Genomic DNA, 16,379 nt, shown 5'->3' with positions numbered 1-16,379 from the left:
TGAAAAACTATTTATTAAATTTCTTTTCTAAAGAATCCGCCAAAACCATTTATCCATGCTGCAATAGCCAGTAGCCGAGATGGAAAGTCCGCTCCAATCGTACAACTAAGTTCGTAAGAGGTGTTATCAATAGGCGTGATCTTCATTTCCCATGGAACTCCAACAATGGCTGGTATCCATCGGCATATATATGCTTTATAGAATTCCCCATCTTCAAAATAACTGCCCATTGCCTTGTGACCTTTTGAAAAGGATTCATATTCAGCTGGAGTCATCTCAGTTACCCATTTGTACAAATTCACATGATTAGCGGCAATCTGCAATTTAAATTTCTTTGTCATTCTCATAGTCATTAACCTTTAGCAAGCTTAGCATCTTCCTTGGTGTTATACAGTAACTGAAAACAAACGCATCAGTTGGGTTGCAGGGTTGGCGCACTTCATCGTCTACCCTATAGAAAGCATACTTTGAGAGGTAAGCACCTAACGCATGTCAGATTTAGGTTTGCACACAAGTTTAATGATTAATGGAGGCTTTCTATATGACAAAACGCTCATCTAATTCAAAAGCAAGAACTATTAAAACATTTGGTCTTGTCGGACTTGTCATCGGTGTAACTTTATTTATCCTTTCGTTTTTCGGAGTAACCGTTCCTATTGTTATCCACACAACTAGTTATGAAGGCATATCCTCTGGACTTATCCTGTTGTTTGGTGTTCCAATTGTGCTGCTTATCATTGGCAGTATAGCGGCTGGAGGAATTGAGGTAAGCCAAGCAAAGGGAGCACCGATTATGGCGCTCCCTTTGCTGAAATATTGCGGTAAATACGATATGCCGGATAGACTAATTAATTCTCTTCATATAACAGAGTATCAAAAATATCATTCAGAGGAATATCAGCAACTGCCATGACTTCGTCAGCAGCCCCATAATACATCCGGACGGTATCCCCGATTAAGAGGGCGCCGCATGAGAAGACCACGCCGCCGAAGAAACCGTTCACTTCATAATCCGCCTCCGGCTCCATGAACGGCCGGGTCGAACGTGCCAGGACTTTACCCGGATCTTCGAGATCCAGCAGTACGGCTCCCATACAATACCGGTGTTTGGTATCGGCACCATGGTACAGTGTCAGCCAGCCCCGCTCAGTCCTGAGCGGTACGGCTCCGCCGCCCATTCTGCCACCGTCCCAGGACGCCTTGCGGAGTCCCATCAGGAAACGGTGATTGCCCCAATGCAGCAGGTCCGGCGATTCCGCGATCCACATTTCCGGCGCACCGAAGGAATGCGGTACCGGACGGGTTAAGGCATAGTATTTGCCGCCAATCCTCTCAGGAAACAGCATCACGTCCTTGTTCTCAGGAGCCAGGATTATTCCGTGGCGCTTGTAGGTTACAAAGTCGTATGTCTCAGCCAAGCCTACGCCTACCCCGCGGGAAGAAGCTGCACTGTATGTGATGTAATACTTATCTCCGATCTGCGTGATGCGCGGGTCTTCCACTCCCCAGGCTTCAAGCGCCGTCTGCGGGAAGATCGCCGGCTGATCCTCCACGGTGAAATGGATGCCATCCTTGCTGCGTGCCACGCGAAGATGGGACATGGAGGTCAGCATCACCATTTGACCCTTCTCCGCAACAAAGCGGGTATCGCTGAGATCATACCGTTCATCGTTTGATGACAAACGTTCTACCGTAATCTCTCCTGTAGCATCATTCAGCTTCGGGACCGGCACCTCTCCTTCGGCGCTCCGGACCGGCGCTTCGGCCACACGGAGCAGCAGAATGGTTTCTTCTCCATAAACAGCAACTCCAGCATTGAAGGCTCCAAGCACTTTGAAGTCCGGCCGTGAAGGCTTCACATCGGTCGTCCTGACGATAGGATTATGTTCTGAACGTATTACTGTCATTCATATCTCCTCTTTCTGCTCTATTTGGCTACTACCGCATCGATCTGCTTCTGAATCTCGTCCATTACCTTTTGACCGCCGACACCGAGAATCTTGTCCTTCAGCATTTCTTTGCCTTTATCTGCAGGCAGTACACCTTGGGACAGCGGCAGGAACACAGAATCGAAGAATGGCGTGGTCTTGGCATATTCAGTCTTCACCTGTTCGGCGTCAAAGCTGAATCCGGTGATGGGGCTTAAGTTGAAGAAATCAGCTGCGCCGGCCTTTTCAACCCATTCCTTGTCACCGGCCAGCATGTTGTCCGGAGTACGCTCCAGTGTTGGACGCCAGGTGAGCACAAACCCGGGGAAGACATACGTAGAAAGCTGCTTGTAACTCGAATCGCCCACGGATTCCCAGTCTTTTCCTTCAACACCATACTCCAGCAGATCATGATTTTCTTTAACCGACAGCCAATTGGCTACATCCATGACCAGCTCGGCATGCTTCGAAGCTTTGGGGATCGTGAGGAAGTTCCACTGCTGGTAATTGGAATACGGCTTGGAGGTCTCGTCGTGGGGAACTACCACTTCAAGCTCGGCTCCATCAATCTTGAGCGCGTCCAGATACTTCAGACCTTCTACGCCATCAGCCGCATAATAGGTTGCCGCATATTTACCCTGGTTGAATAAAGTCTGGGCATTCTGCTCCTGGGCAATATTCTTGGACAGGATGCCATCCTCATAATACTTAGTCGCCCGTTCAAAGGATTGGTCCAGCGTCTTGGCATCCCACGCTCCTACAACCTTCTTATTTTCAAGTGAATAATAGAACATAGGCACTAAGGTCTCAATATAGCTTACTTTCCCAGTATTTAAGGTGTCATTAAATAATGCCGGAAGCTTGTCTGCTTTGCGGCCGTCGATTACAAACGGCTTAATCGTAGTTTCCTTTTCTTTGACGGTATACAGGAATTTCTCCACATCAGCTACTGTCTTCAGCTCGGGCATCCCGTATTTCTCACGCAGATCCTTGCGGATAACGAAGCCGTACAAGGTTCCCTGCACAGTCCCGAGTGGAATACCCATGATCTTCCCGCCAAATTTGTTGGCATCCCACATTTGATCGGGAATGGACTCCTTCAATTCCTTGCGCGAAGCTACCATATCATCCAGCGGAATAATCGAGCCGCTGGCAATCATCTGTGACATCGATAACCACGGCGCATCCAGATACATGTCAAATTCCTCGCCTGCCGACATTTTAACCGAGACCGAATTGCCATAATCGGACCACGGGAGAAAATTGATATTTAACGAAGCGCCTACGTTGTCCGCTTTCAGCTTTTCATTGACTGCCTTGAGCACATCCTCGAAGCCAGAAGGCTTATCACCCGGGAAATATGCTTTTAATTCGACATTCTCCTTCGGTCTGTCCGCTGAATTACTCTGGCCCTCTCCGTTATCCGGAGTGCCAGCTCCCGCATTTTTGTTTCCGTTTCCCCCGCAGCCGGATACAAGCATGGATAGTGACAGTACCGCAGCTATAGTGATGCTGAGCATTTTCTTTGATCTCATTTTAATAACCCTCCCTAATTCATAATAATGCTTATATGCAATAACCGGAAATCCGGTTGATGCCAGAAACTGCCTTACCCTTTGACTGCCCCTACCGTCAGCCCTTTGACAAAATATTTCTGCAGCATGGGATAGAGCAGGATAATCGGACCGATAGTCAGCACTGTCGTTGCCATGCGGACCCCGTAAGTCGGCGCCACGGTAGAGATTGCAGCGGAAGCCGGAATCAGATTTTTGGCCGCTTCCATATTAGAGACCATCCGGCGCAGTATCAGCTGCAGCGGGAACAGCTTCTCGTTATCGATAAACATCAGTCCCATATACCAGTCATTCCAATAATAAAGCGCGTAGAACAGTCCCACTGAAGCCAGAATCGGCTTCGAGATCGGAAGTATAATCTGAAAGAATACTCTCATTTCATTGGCGCCGTCTATACGTGCCGCTTCCTCCAGCTCCTCCGGAACCGTTCTGAAGAAGCTTACGAGAAGGAATACAAGGAAAGGCTGGCATAGCAGCGGAAGAATCAGCGCCCAGATTGTATTTTGCAAATGCAGCCATTGGCTGACCACGATATAGAAGGGAATGATTCCTCCCGAGAACAGCATGGGCAGATAGCAGAAAAGTAAAAATGGAGTTTGCAGCACATTACGTTTATTGGCCAGTGAATAGGCCAGCATGGCCGAAATGCAGAGTGCAGTGATCGTACCCGCAACTGTAATGATTATGGTTATGCCATATCCATTGTACAAGGCGTCTGAATGCAGGAGCGCTCTGTATGCGGCAACCGAGAATGCTTTAGGGAAGAGCGTATAGCCGTTCACAATCAGCTCACTCTCCTCTGTGAATGAACCGATGACCATCAACAGAAATGGAAGAATGCAGAATAGGGTGAACAAGATGAGGACAACATAGGCAAAAATGCTAAATAAACGGTCAGACAACGTCTGTTTCAAGTGTTTTCCCTCCTAGAACAAAGCAGATTCTTTGGACATTTTGCGCGTAACCGCATTGGCGATAATCACGAAGATAAGACCCATCACCGACTGGAACAAGCCCACCGCGGAGGACATCCCGAAATCATGAAGCTGCCGCATGGAACGGAATACGAAGGTATCAATCACATCCGTCGTCGGGTACAGCAGAGAGTTATCACCGATAATCGCATAGATCATGGCAAAGTCGCCGTTGAAGATTCTGCCTACCGACAGAAGGGTCATAATGGAAATGGTCGGAACAAGCAGAGGTAAGGTAATCCTCAGCATAATCTGCATCTTGGAGGCGCCGTCTATCCGTGCTGCTTCATATAAATCCTCGGAGATACCCGTAATGGCCGCCAAAAAGATAATTGACAAGTAGCCGGCTCCCTGCCACACACGGATAATCGTAAGGATCCATGGCCATAAGGCAGATTCAAACATCCAATTGACCGGCTCAAAGCCCAAATTCTGAATCCACGCATTGACAGGCGGAGATTCACCTCCCAGGAAGGATTGAACCAGCATGCCGATCACAATCCATGACATGAAGTAAGGAAGAAAAATCAGCGACTGCGAAATCCGTTTGAAATACTTATTGCGGATCTCATTGAACATCAGAGCAATAAGAACCGCTGCAAGTGTTGTAAAAACAATGAACAGCACATTCAGCAGCAGGGTATTGCGCAGGATGATCCAGAAGTCGTCCGATGTAAAGAAATAATTGAAGTTGCGGAAGCCTACCCACTCACTTCCGGTAATCCCTTTGGAAAAGTCATAATTCTTAAACGCAATAAGGATTCCGTAAATCGGAAAATAACTGAAGATAAGAAAGAAGAGCAATCCTGGCACCGCCATCCCGTATAAAAAAGGATTACGTGCAATTTGCTGCAGTTTGTAGCCTGCCCCGCGTTTCCGGACATTTGGCATTTCTGTGTACCCCCTCGTGAATAATTCGTTACAAGCTTTGTCTGGGAAAAACATACCAGGCTTTGATATTCCAGACCATTGCGGGAATTAACGATGTCTACTGTATGCATGAATCAGCGGACTTCCCAAAAGCATCACAGTTTCAGGAACCATCGATTGTCTTTATCAAAAGCAGCGATATGATACAATAAATCTGCCTTATCAATCCACAGAGATACAGACGGGGGTACAACATGCCTAGATTCAAACTATCCCGGTTGAATTTTTTGAAGCAACGCTCCACTTTTATCAAAATCATCATTTATTTTGTCAGCGCCAATATTATCGTGCTGGCAGTTTCATTCATTGCCCTCTATTCTCTATCCTCAAAGACCCTGCTCAAGGAAATCGGCGACCACTCCGAGTCTCTGTTAGTCAATGGAGCCAAGAATACAGCGCAGCTCATGGAATGGTCTATCAATTACGCTTATTCCTCGAGCTCCGATGTCCAGATCGAGTCTTATGCGCTCTCAGAGCAGCACAGCGACCTGGACACCTATGCGGTTTGGAGCCGGCTGATGAACATCAAGAAGGGAAATCCATCCATCGATTCGGTCTATCTGATTAATGATTATACGCAGCAAATTATCGATTCCCGGCTGGGCGTGAATGAATTTGACAGCTTCTATGACCAGGAAGTATTACAGCGGCTGCGGACCCGGAAACTGACTGACGGAGCCTTTCTTATTCCCCGGACCCTTATGCTGCCGCTGGAATCCGGCAAGGAGAAGAAAGTGATTACGGCTATCGTCCCCTATGAGACCGGCAAATCTATTTCCGCTTTCGTACTGAACGTCGATGCTGACAATATCATGACGCTGCTGCAGAATAACAGCAATGTTCTGGAGACCAGCGTCTTTGTGCTCAATGACAAAAAAGAGCTTGTCTTCAGCACCGTGAAGCTGGATGCAGAACAGATACAAGAGTTCAGCCAGGCCGTGGAAAAGGAGGCGAACGGCTGGAAGATCGTGAAGCCGCAGAAATCCCCGGAGCAAATGCTGGTCTACGCCAATACCTCCATCAACGGCATCCAAAACTGGAGATTTATCGAGACGATTCCCAAATCGATAATCTTAAGCAAAATCACATGGCTGCGGAATTTGACACTGCTACTGTTTGCAGGCCTGTTTGCCGCTTCTCTGTGGGTGATCATTCTATTGTCGAAACGGGTGTATTCGCCAATCCAGGAGCTTGTTCACAATGTTATGGAGCAGCATCATGCGGAGCAGCTGGACGGGCAGAACGAAGCCAATGAGCTGGTGTATTTATCCCAGGTATTTGTCTCCCAGAATGAGCGGATCCATGAGCTGACCGAGCATGGGCGGAAGAACAAGTTTCTGGCCCGGGAGCGGTTTATACGTGAATTATTGGGGGGGCTTACCTTATCCATTGCGGAAATCCGCAACAATTGCAGCGAGCTTGGCATTGAACTGTCTGAGGAGGGAATATCTGTAGCTATCTTCCGGATAGACCAGTTTGCTTCCTTTACAGTGCGGTATTCGGAGAAAGACCAGCGGCTGTTGCGCTTCGCCATGGCTAATATTATCCAGGAATCCCTGCAGACAGACGTTATGAAAGGGATTCTTACCGTTGATATGGGCAAAGATCATGTTGCAGTGATTCTCCCGGTTGGCAGGGGGCAATCTGCGGTTATGTATGCCGGGAAGCTTCAGCAGGCGCAGCAGCTGGTAGCACAATTTCTAACCATCGGAACCACAGTAGCCTGCGGCAAACATTTGGAGGGGGTGAACGAACTTCATGAGGGGTATATGGAGGCCTATGAGATGACCCAGGAGCGTTTCCGTTTAGGGCAAGGAGCCTTTGTAATAGAGGAGTATGCAGATGCAAGCCCTGCCGAGCTGTATCATATGCCGCTGGAGCTGGAAAGGCAAATGGTACAGGCCATTCATAGAGCGGATCCTTCCGCCTTCCTTGACAGCCTGTATATGGCTATTTCTTCGCTTAGAGAACGGCCATACTTCGAATGCAAAATGTCATTAATCACTTTATTTATGGAAATCCGCCGCTCGATGCAGGAGATCACCCATCAACCCGTGCTGCCCAGCTCCTGGAGTCTGACCTCGGTAGAGAATCAGATTATTAAGCTCGAAACACTTGAAGCCGTTGTGGAGTGGATGGCAGGAGTATCCGCCAAATTTCTGGATGAGATCGCAGCCGTCCGCAGTGTCTCAAGAAATGCCGGTCTGGTCGGGCAGGTTGAACAGCTCATCGAAGCACATCTGACCGATGCTAATTTGTCCGTTAAGATGCTCTCCGATGAGCTTGGCCTGTCGGTAAATTATATTAGAAATTTGTACAAGAACGAGACGAACCGCTCCATTACGGAAACGATATCCGAGAAACGTCTAAGCATCATCTGCGGGGAACTGCTATCCAGCGAAGCGCCGATTGAGCCGATCGTACTGAAATATGGCTTTTCTTCATTAAACACCTTCTATATTGCTTTCAAAAAAAGATATGGCGTTACTCCGGCAGTCTACAGGAAATCCAATCAGAAATAGATCCGGGCCGGCTGTAGTGAAACCTAGCTCCTCCCCAAGAGAAGAATTCCCACCCGGCACGGTAACTTTCAATGGCCTTGATCAGTCCGATCGTGCCGATGGAAATCAGATCCTCCATATCCTCGCCTGTGTTATCGAACTTTTTGAGGTTATGGACACGATATAATGTCAAAAAGAGGACGATCCTTATTCATTCCCCATCGTGCTGATATCAATTACAAACCGGTAACGGACATCTGAAGCAAGTACACGCTCCCAGGCTTCATCGATCCGGTCGGCAGAAATAACCTCGATCTCAGATGCAATATTGTGCTCAGCACAGAAATTAAGCATTTCCTGCGTTTCACGGATTCCGCCAATCATTGATCCGGCAAACGAGCGGCGGTGGCCGATCAGCGAGAATACGTTAACTGCCAATGGATCAGCGGGTGCACCGACATTGACTAATGTACCATCCAGCGCCAGAAGCGAAAGATAGGCATCAATATTAATCTGCGCACTTACTGTATTTACGATCAGGTCGAACGAACCGGCAAGCTGCTTAAATGTCTCCGGATCGCTAGTCGCATAATAATGGTCCGCCCCTAATTGCAGACCGTCTTCCTTCTTTTTCAGTGACTGTGATAAAACAGTAACCTCAGCCCCCATGGCATGAGCGATTTTCACAGCCATGTGTCCAAGTCCGCCAAGACCCACCACAGCTACTTTTTTGCCTGGAGCGGCCCCCCAATGGCGCAGCGGTGAATAGGTTGTGATTCCGGCACACAAAAGTGGTGCAGCAGCATCAAGCGGAATAGCGTCAGGAATCCGGACCACGAAGTCTTCTGTTACAACAATGTGAGTGGAATACCCGCCCTGGGTATAGTGCCCGTACCGGTCGGTAGCTCCATAGGTGCCTGTACTTCCATTAAGGCAATATTGCTCCTCACCTTTATGGCAATTGCTGCACTCTCCGCAGGAGTCAACCAAGCACCCTACCCCTACCCGGTCACCTACTGAATACTTTGTGACTGCGGAACCGACCTGGCTAACAATTCCGGCGATCTCATGCCCTGGAACAAGTGGATAGGTGACCGGCCCCCACTCCCCGCGGGCTGTATGAATGTCCGAGTGGCAGATCCCAGCGTACTTAATCTCAATAAGAACATCGTGCGGCTGAAGATTCCGGCGCTCAATGGTGGTTAGCTTGAACGGACCTTCCTGGCTGAATGTAGCGCGTGCACTAACTTTTATCATAATGTAACCTCTCTTCTAGTTAATATTAAAATCTGTAACACCGGCTTTACAAAACATATGTTATTACTTAAAGTTAACTCTAAGTCAAGCAAAAAATACAATTGAGACTGGAGATACATAATGAAGACATACTCCATAAGTGAAGTTGCAGAACACTTTAACATGACACCACATACCCTGCGTTACTATGACAAGGAAGGTCTTATGCCCTTTATAGAAAGGACCTCCAGCGGGAAACGCCTTTTCAAGGAATCGGATATGGACGCTTTAAAAGTCATTGAATGCTTGAAGTCATCCGGGATGCCGATTAAGGAAATTAAACATTTTATTGAGTGGTGCTCTGAGGGGGATTCCACCTTGCAGCAAAGATATGACATGTTCCTGGAGCGGAAAGCTTCCGTAGAAGCACAGATGGAAGAATTAAAAAAAACGATGGAAGTCATAGAACATAAATGTTTATATTACAAGACCGCCTTGGATAGCGGTACGGAAGATGTTCATAAAAACAATAAAATAAAAAGTTCATCCGCTCATTAGAAATGGACTTCACGTACTTCTACGGACTATGCAATTCAATATTTAGACCTTGATTCTATTTACGAAGTGGAGAATTGCATCAACAAGATTAAGGAATTATTATTTATATCAGAATTCCCCAAGGCGTTGCTCAAGCTCTTATTCCAGCGTATCCGGAACTGGAGAGGCGCTTTGAGCGCGACTTTTTTTGAAATATAAGCGTTATATGTTTCACACGATAACTTATCCTTCTATTTCTCGCTGAAACGGTACCGTCCTTAAAAAGGACGGCAAAGCCGTTTCCACTTGTCAATTCGAGTCATGCGGCTCTTGTGTTATAAATGCAGTCCATGTAAAGAGGTTGGGAGGTATACAGATGCCAAAAACGATATTAGTTGTAGACGACGATGAAGAAATCGTAAAACTCATCACAAAGAGTTTAAGGTACGAGCAATTTGCAATAATTTCGGCATGTTCCGGGAAAGAAGCCTTATCTGCATTGGAAGAAAACCACATTGATTTCATCGTTCTTGATATAGTGATGCCTGATATGGATGGACATGATGTCTGCAGAAGTATCCGAAAATCTTATAATGTTCCAATTCTTTTTTTAAGTGCGCGTGATAAGGACATTGATAAAATCGTCGGGCTCGAAATAGGAGCAGACGATTACATGACCAAACCTTTCAGTATTCAGGAGCTTGCCTCCAGGATAAAGGCCCACTTCAGAAAAGTGGACAGGCTGTTTAAAGAGTGGGATGAACTTAGTACCAGTAACGAAAAGGCGGATGCTCCGCTCATTTTGAACGATAAGACGTTTGAAGCATTCCTGCATAGCAGGAAGCTCGACTTATCAACGAAGGAATTTCAAATTTTGTCTATCCTTATGCGTCACCCCAATCATGTATTGACTCGCGAGCAGATATATGAAAACGTCTGGGGAGACGAATACGGAGAAATAAATACCGTAACGGTCCATATAAAAAATATCCGTAAGAAACTTGGTCCTGATTATGACTTTATTAAAACCATATGGGGCATAGGATATAAATATACGGAAAGAGAGCAATAGTATGAAACTGAAAATAAAACTTCCCCTCTTATTCCTGCTGATGCTTATAATTTTTATGTTTTCAATTGGAATGTACCTGAAGCTTGTCTTTGCAGTATATTCCCCTATACGCAGTTCATTGCTGGACTCGCGATATATAGCATTGCTCCTGCCCATATTTGCCATTGCCTTTTTCATATTTATTATTCTGATTATCTATATTCATTTTTGCATAGAGAAACCCATTCAGCTTCTGAATACCAGGCTGGAAGAAGTAAATATTGTACATCCAATGCCTCCGCTAGCTTTGAGGAGTAATGACGAGATCGGAGAACTATATAAGCACTTCAATAAGATGGAGCATAGGCTTCAACTCGCCCACAGAGAGCAAACCGATATGATTGCCGCAATCGCCCACGATTTGAAAACACCCCTGACCTCTATTAACGGTTTTACTGAACTGCTGGCTGCACACAAGGACTTACCAGAAACTGAAAAGCAGGAATATTATGAATTGATTCAAAGGAAGTCAGAATATATGGTCGAACTCATCAATGATTTCTCCAGCTTCACCAAAGAAAAACTGGAGTTGGAATCCATGGTAGCTAAACCTGTAAAAGCATCAAAATTATTTGAAAAAATTGCCCTTGAATATGAGTACGAGCTGGCGGGACTTGACAACGAGCTTACTTGCCGCCATTCATTCACGGAAAATATATTGCTAATGCTCAATGAACCGATGATCCGTCGGGTTTTCGGCAACCTCTTTAGCAATGCTGTAAGATATGGAGGGAAGAATAAGCTGAAAGTGTATATGACCGGATACCCGCTAGGACATTATGCCTATTTCCAAATCGAGGATAACGGAATTGGAGTGCCGGATAAGGATATTTCTTCTCTGTTCCTCAAATTTTTCACTGTGGATAAATCCCGGCAAATCCAAAAGGGCGGGCTGGGGCTGGGGCTAGCAAGCTGTAAATCCATTATTGAACATCACGGGGGCGAAATTGTTGCCTACCCTTCCGAATATGGCGGTTTGGGGATAAGATTCAGCCTTCCCCGGGCGGCACAGCGCTGACCTTATTTTTGCACATCTTCTTTTACAACAAAGTTAAAGGCTGCTGCCAGGTGTGACCACACCCAGGCAGCAGCCTTTTTTGATTTTTTTCAGCGGTTTATAGTTTTTTATATTCTCTTTATAAACATTTATTTTTCTTTTAAAGAAGCTTTATCTTTGTGTTGTAAAAATATACTTGTAGTAAAAAAACTACAATCACTAGAACTGGAAAAGGAGGAGGTTGCAATGTCAATTGAGTTCAGCCGTTGGCCCAGTAACTACATGATGTCATACCAAGTCACCAAAGCTTTGGGTATGGCAAGCCTCGGTGCTACGGACGTCACCGAGATCTACGAGTCCTGCAAAAAAATCGACCCCGATGACAAGGATACGTGGCACAGGGAATGGTTCATAACCGCCCAGGCATTGGAAAGACACGGCAAGGAGGCCGAAACGGCTGGAAACTGGTATACAGCACGAAACTGCTACATTCGCGCCTGCAATTACTACAGAATCGCAGAGTATGCGGTGATGGATGATGACATCGAGAAAATCCGTATCTTTAAGAAGGTAAATGAACTCTTCGAAGCTGCCGGAAAGTACTTCGATGTCCGACCGGAGAAGATCCAAGTCGATTACGAGGATGTCAAGCTGGAGGGGTACTTCTTCTCCCCTTCCTGGATAAAAGGTCCAAAGCCGACCCTTTTTGCGCTTAACGGTGGCGACGAGTGGTCAATTGAAAATTATTTCTGGCTAGGTCCCGCCTTCATTTCGTGTGGATATAACTTTCTGGTCTATGACCAGCCTGGCACCGGCCTCTCGCTGTACGAAAAGGGAAAGGGGAGACGGGCGGACAGTGAGGCTTTTCATTCCCGAGCAATCGACTTTCTTCTAACACGGCCGGAAGTTGATCCCGATAAGATTATCGTGCACGGGGAGAGTTTTGCGGCTTACGACTCGCTGCGATTCGCTTCGTTCGATCACAGGATTGCTGCCGTCATCTCCGACGGCGGTACGCACGCCTTCGACTGGGATGCCATGCTTAAATGGATGCCGCCGAGTCTGGCCGCACACGGCATGAGAATTCTGGGGGCAAAAAGCTTGGAGGATTTTGCGGGGAATCCGCGTTTTGCCTATAATCTTGAGGGCGTGCTCCACCAGATAGAATGTCCGCTTCTTGTAATGCACGGGGCGGAAGAGATATTGGTTCAGCCAAATCCGCTGACACAAGCCTTGAAGAATTACGAGCAAGCGGGTTCGAAAAACAAGACGTTCTACCCGATAGAGGATAGACGACTTGGCGGATTAGAACACTGTCAGGTAGACAACATCAACGTGCTGCATGAGGTAGTGCTGAATTGGCTCTGCTCAATTGGGCTTGGGCCAGCCTCGCCTCGCTTAAGCGATTGCCAGGACATCATAAAGTAGATTTATTGAAAGATTTCTGATTGAGCTTGTTCAGGAGTGGCGTACTTAGAATCCTGAATAAGCTCTCTCTTTATGGAGGAGTTGAAGTTTGGCGACTATATCGCATTGAACAATCTTTCGCTGGAGGTGAGCCGAGGAGAAAGATTTGGATTTTGGGGACTGAATGGCGCTGGAAAGACAACGACCATAAAGATGCTCTTGGCGATGCTCAAGCCAACCTCCGTGTACCTCTTCCGACTTCCTTCAGATTCCACCTCACGATGGACAACCTTGTCCTTGGCTAATGTTAGGCGCTCACCAGCCTCCGTTCGGGACTTTCACCCTAGAGATGACGCCCATGCTGGGCGTACTAACAAAAAAGCAACTTCCCTGTTGGCAAGTCGCTTTTAAAATGTTCTATTGTTAATCGCTACTTATTACTTAAATTATCATCCAGACCTCAGCGCTTCGCCTTATAAAACTCATGATACAGCTTCATCAACGCCCGCTTTTCTATCCGAGACACATAACTGCGACTAATGCCGAGATCCTTGGCGATCTCCCGCTGCGTCCGTTCTTCACCGCCTGTGTCGAGGCCAAAACGTCCGACAACTACTTCCTTCTCCCTCTCGTCCAAAATGTCGAGGTTGCGGTAAATCTTGCTCTTTTCAATCTTCAGATCGACTTCTTTAATGACATCATCAGCTTCGGAGCCAAGGATATCGATAAGTGTAATTTCATTACCTTCTTTGTCTGTCCCAATTGGATCGTGGAGAGATACGTCCTTACGTGTTTTCTTGAGCGAACGTAGGTGCATCAAAATTTCGTTTTCTATACAACGAGCAGCAAAGGTCGCGAGCTTCGTGCCTTTGTTCGGCCGATAGCTCTCGATGGCTTTGATTAATCCGATCGTGCCGATGGAAATCAGATCCTCCATATCCTCGCCGGTGTTATCAAACTTTTTTACTATGTGGGCAACTAAGCGCAAATTGTGTTCGATTAGCAAGTTACGAGCCTTAGCGTCGCCCTCAGCCATCATGCCTAAGTATTTGCTTTCATCCTGCTCCGAGAGCGGCTGGGGAAAAGCATTGTTTCTTACGTACGATACCAGCAGCGTCAGTTCTTTGATCAGTAGCGCTATCGTGCTTATGATTCCTGGCAACTTGGCGACACCTCCCGCACATGTACAATGAAACCGATCAGCAATGAGAACTACGGGTTCATGGTCCTTTTATTGTATGTGGGTAGATGCCTAGAAGTGCCTGTACGGGAGAAATAGGTACGGGCTATTATAACAGGGGTTTTAGGTATACTCTTTGGTGTGATAAGATACGAATATAAAAGGAGCCGTGCGTCAACACGACTCCTGTGTACAATCCGCGTCGCAAATGAAATCATTAGCGTCAGCGCATGGTATACCTCCACTTGCCATATTTGCAATCAGTTTTGAGCATTTTTTTGCCGACAGTAAATTCGATGAATCCCAACAATAATCCCATGATCATAATGTACCAGTAATCACTGATTGAAGGTGATAATATCACCAGAGTGAAAATAATTGTATCTATGCCGTACAAAAGAATAGACCCACTTAACAATCTGTAAAACATATTTCTTTTTGTAATAAAAAATAAAGCAATAGAAAGTATTAAACACACTGACAGCAGAATAGATGGGAAGTAGTAGAAAGAGGTTGTTAATGAAGTGTTGAACCCGATTGAATGGGTTTCACTTGTTAAATTATAAAAATTTTTAAATCCATCTGTTACTATTAAGATTACTATGATGATCTGAACTGCTCTCCAATCCTTTTTCATATTAAACTCCTTTCGTTGAAACTCACTCCATAACCCTTTTTATGTAATTATAGGTAAGATGAAGAAGAAATTAAAGGTGGATTTCTCGTGATAGATTAGAGCGTGTCTTCAAACCGCTTCCCCGCCAAAACCTGCTGCTGTAAGCCCTAAGGAATCATGGGTACAGTAGCACTTTCTGATCACACGCGGAGAAAGGAGTTTACGAACGGACCGAGTTGCACTTAATTGGGGCTTTTAGCCTGTTACAGGAGGACAACGGACTCCAGCGCAGTTATTTCTCCCTGCTGGCCGTTTTTAGATAGAATGCAGAGCAGATAAGGTCGCCTGGGTCCGCAAAAGAGAATAAACAGGTGTTTTACTCTCCATAGCGCCTCCTGAGTCCGTTACGAGTATATGAACCCGCTGCGGGCTTTTAGGTCCCCTACTTTCAATACTAAATCCCTGCTTCCCCAGAGCTCTTCCAGTTTGAAGACATGCTCTAGAAAGGCAATAAAAGTGACCTTAAATTACAATCTGTTACAGATCGTAATTTAAGGTTCATTCATTAAAAACTTATGATTTTCAGCCCTAAGGATGGATCCATCTGACGTCGCTATCCTTAAGTTTCGGAATCCAACCGTTTGGAGGCTCTTGATCGGAAACGATAACATGCACCTCATGAAAATCAACAATTTTGGCCAATGTTCGTTTAGCGATTTTCGACTCATCTGCAACTACAATCACTGTCTCTGAACAACGAATTAATTCCCTGGTCAGTACCGCCTGCTCATAGTCATAGCTTGTTATCCCATACTCCAAGGAAACACCATCCACAGAAATAAAGGATTTATTGACATAGAAATCCTCCATAATTTTCTCAGCAATCGGACCGGATACCCGCAAGTGTTTTACGTTGACTTCTCCGCCTATCAAAATAATCTTACCGTCGAAGGCCCCGCGTTTTTTATTTTCAATCAGTAACATCATCGCTGGTATAGAGTTGGTCAATATCGTTACATTATGCTTGCCCTCTAAAAAATGAATAATTTGCAGGGCCGTACTTCCTTCATCTATTATAATCACATCGTTGTGATCAATTAACTCCGCAGCGAGAAGCCCGATCTTGCTCTTAGCCTCAGCGTTTAATAATTCTCTTTCATACAGCGGAGGCTCCATCCCCACCTTGAACTTAACTGCACCGCCGTATATTTTTTTCAATTTATTTTCTTTTTCCAGCTCATCGAGATCTCTTCGTATCGTTTCCGTTGAAACTTCAAAGAGCAAGGAAAGCTCTCTGGCAATCACTTTGCCCTTCTCATTAAGCAGATTCATAATACTGATCTTTCTATCCTCCCCAGCAAGCGACAACTTGCTCCCTCCCTTAACAT

General features: G+C 46.0%; 15 protein-coding genes and 1 pseudogene. 7 read left to right on the top strand and 9 right to left on the bottom strand.

All coding sequences use genetic code 11. The features are described 5' to 3' along the window. Positions 1 to 14: 14 nt before the first annotated feature. Positions 15 to 341 carry a hypothetical protein gene (locus NSS79_RS07675; protein ID WP_342438882.1) on the bottom strand — a complete coding sequence of 109 codons (327 nt, stop codon included), beginning with the start codon at positions 339 to 341 and terminating at the stop codon, positions 15 to 17. 200 nt (positions 342 to 541) lie between these two features. Here NSS79_RS07675 and NSS79_RS07670 point away from each other — a divergent pair, with 200 nt between their 5' ends. Beyond that, positions 542 to 913 (top strand): hypothetical protein, encoded by a 372-nt coding sequence (locus NSS79_RS07670; protein ID WP_342438881.1) that lies wholly within the window; start codon positions 542 to 544, stop codon positions 911 to 913. On the opposite strand, the gene NSS79_RS07665 is transcribed toward NSS79_RS07670, so the two are convergent. From NSS79_RS07665 to NSS79_RS07650, 4 genes are all read right to left on the bottom strand, one after another. Beyond that, on the bottom strand, positions 849 to 1,907 hold the full coding sequence (locus NSS79_RS07665; protein ID WP_342438880.1) for a glycoside hydrolase family 130 protein: 1,059 nt from the start codon (positions 1,905 to 1,907) through the stop codon (positions 849 to 851). The two genes, NSS79_RS07670 and NSS79_RS07665, sit on opposite strands and share 65 nt — an antisense overlap. 20 nt (positions 1,908 to 1,927) lie before the next feature. Beyond that, on the bottom strand, positions 1,928 to 3,463 hold the full coding sequence (locus NSS79_RS07660; RefSeq protein WP_342438879.1) for an extracellular solute-binding protein: 1,536 nt from the start codon (positions 3,461 to 3,463) through the stop codon (positions 1,928 to 1,930). Between the two features lie 74 nt (positions 3,464 to 3,537). Continuing rightward, positions 3,538 to 4,416, bottom strand: coding sequence for a carbohydrate ABC transporter permease (locus tag NSS79_RS07655; RefSeq protein WP_342438878.1), 879 nt, complete (start codon positions 4,414 to 4,416; stop codon positions 3,538 to 3,540). Positions 4,417 to 4,428: 12 nt separating this feature from the next. Continuing rightward, the gene (locus tag NSS79_RS07650; protein WP_038587622.1) at positions 4,429 to 5,367 is read right to left on the bottom strand and encodes an ABC transporter permease subunit; all 939 of its coding nucleotides are present in this window, start codon (positions 5,365 to 5,367) and stop codon (positions 4,429 to 4,431) included. 233 nt (positions 5,368 to 5,600) lie between these two features. On the opposite strand from NSS79_RS07650, the gene NSS79_RS07645 reads away from it, so the two are divergent. Next, positions 5,601 to 7,928 (top strand): AraC family transcriptional regulator, encoded by a 2,328-nt coding sequence (locus NSS79_RS07645; protein ID WP_342438877.1) that lies wholly within the window; start codon positions 5,601 to 5,603, stop codon positions 7,926 to 7,928. Positions 7,929 to 7,980: 52 nt separating this feature from the next. Here NSS79_RS07645 and NSS79_RS07640 read toward each other — a convergent pair. Then, positions 7,981 to 8,085: pseudogene (locus NSS79_RS07640) on the bottom strand (sigma factor); the annotation flags it as partial. 29 nt (positions 8,086 to 8,114) lie between these two features. Further along, positions 8,115 to 9,164 carry an NAD(P)-dependent alcohol dehydrogenase gene (locus NSS79_RS07635; RefSeq protein ID WP_342438876.1) on the bottom strand — a complete coding sequence of 350 codons (1,050 nt, stop codon included), beginning with the start codon at positions 9,162 to 9,164 and terminating at the stop codon, positions 8,115 to 8,117. 120 nt (positions 9,165 to 9,284) lie between these two features. Between NSS79_RS07635 and NSS79_RS07630 the strand changes: the two genes are divergently transcribed. From NSS79_RS07630 to NSS79_RS07610, 5 genes are all read left to right on the top strand, one after another. Further along, positions 9,285 to 9,701, top strand: coding sequence for a MerR family transcriptional regulator (locus NSS79_RS07630; RefSeq protein ID WP_342438875.1), 417 nt, complete (start codon positions 9,285 to 9,287; stop codon positions 9,699 to 9,701). A 355-nt stretch (positions 9,702 to 10,056) separates the two neighbouring features. Then, entirely contained in the window at positions 10,057 to 10,752 is a 696-nt protein-coding gene (locus NSS79_RS07625) for a response regulator transcription factor (RefSeq protein ID WP_342438874.1), read from the top strand. Position 10,753: 1 nt separating this feature from the next. After that, complete coding sequence (locus NSS79_RS07620) at positions 10,754 to 11,809, top strand: HAMP domain-containing sensor histidine kinase (protein WP_342438873.1); 1,056 nt, start codon at positions 10,754 to 10,756, stop codon at positions 11,807 to 11,809. A gap of 225 nt (positions 11,810 to 12,034) precedes the next feature. After that, positions 12,035 to 13,216, top strand: a complete 1,182-nt coding sequence (locus tag NSS79_RS07615) for an alpha/beta hydrolase (RefSeq protein WP_342438872.1) — start codon at positions 12,035 to 12,037, stop codon at positions 13,214 to 13,216. A 72-nt stretch (positions 13,217 to 13,288) separates the two neighbouring features. Then, the gene (locus tag NSS79_RS07610) at positions 13,289 to 13,606 is read left to right on the top strand and encodes an ATP-binding cassette domain-containing protein (protein ID WP_342438871.1); all 318 of its coding nucleotides are present in this window, start codon (positions 13,289 to 13,291) and stop codon (positions 13,604 to 13,606) included. A gap of 49 nt (positions 13,607 to 13,655) precedes the next feature. On the opposite strand, the gene sigK is transcribed toward NSS79_RS07610, so the two are convergent. Next, a complete protein-coding gene (gene sigK / locus NSS79_RS07605) occupies positions 13,656 to 14,357 on the bottom strand; it encodes an RNA polymerase sporulation sigma factor SigK (protein WP_038587424.1) in 702 nt (233 codons plus the stop codon). Positions 14,358 to 15,579: 1,222 nt separating this feature from the next. Beyond that, positions 15,580 to 16,359 (bottom strand): DeoR/GlpR family DNA-binding transcription regulator, encoded by a 780-nt coding sequence (locus NSS79_RS07600; RefSeq protein WP_342438870.1) that lies wholly within the window; start codon positions 16,357 to 16,359, stop codon positions 15,580 to 15,582. Between the last annotated feature and the right edge of the window lie 20 nt (positions 16,360 to 16,379).

Origin of the sequence: Paenibacillus sp. FSL L8-0436 (genome assembly GCF_038593025.1) — a bacterium.
GTDB lineage: Bacteria > Bacillota > Bacilli > Paenibacillales > Paenibacillaceae > Paenibacillus_AQ.
The sequence above is the reverse complement of the archived record's forward strand: the minus strand, read 5'-3'. Positions and strand labels throughout refer to the sequence as shown.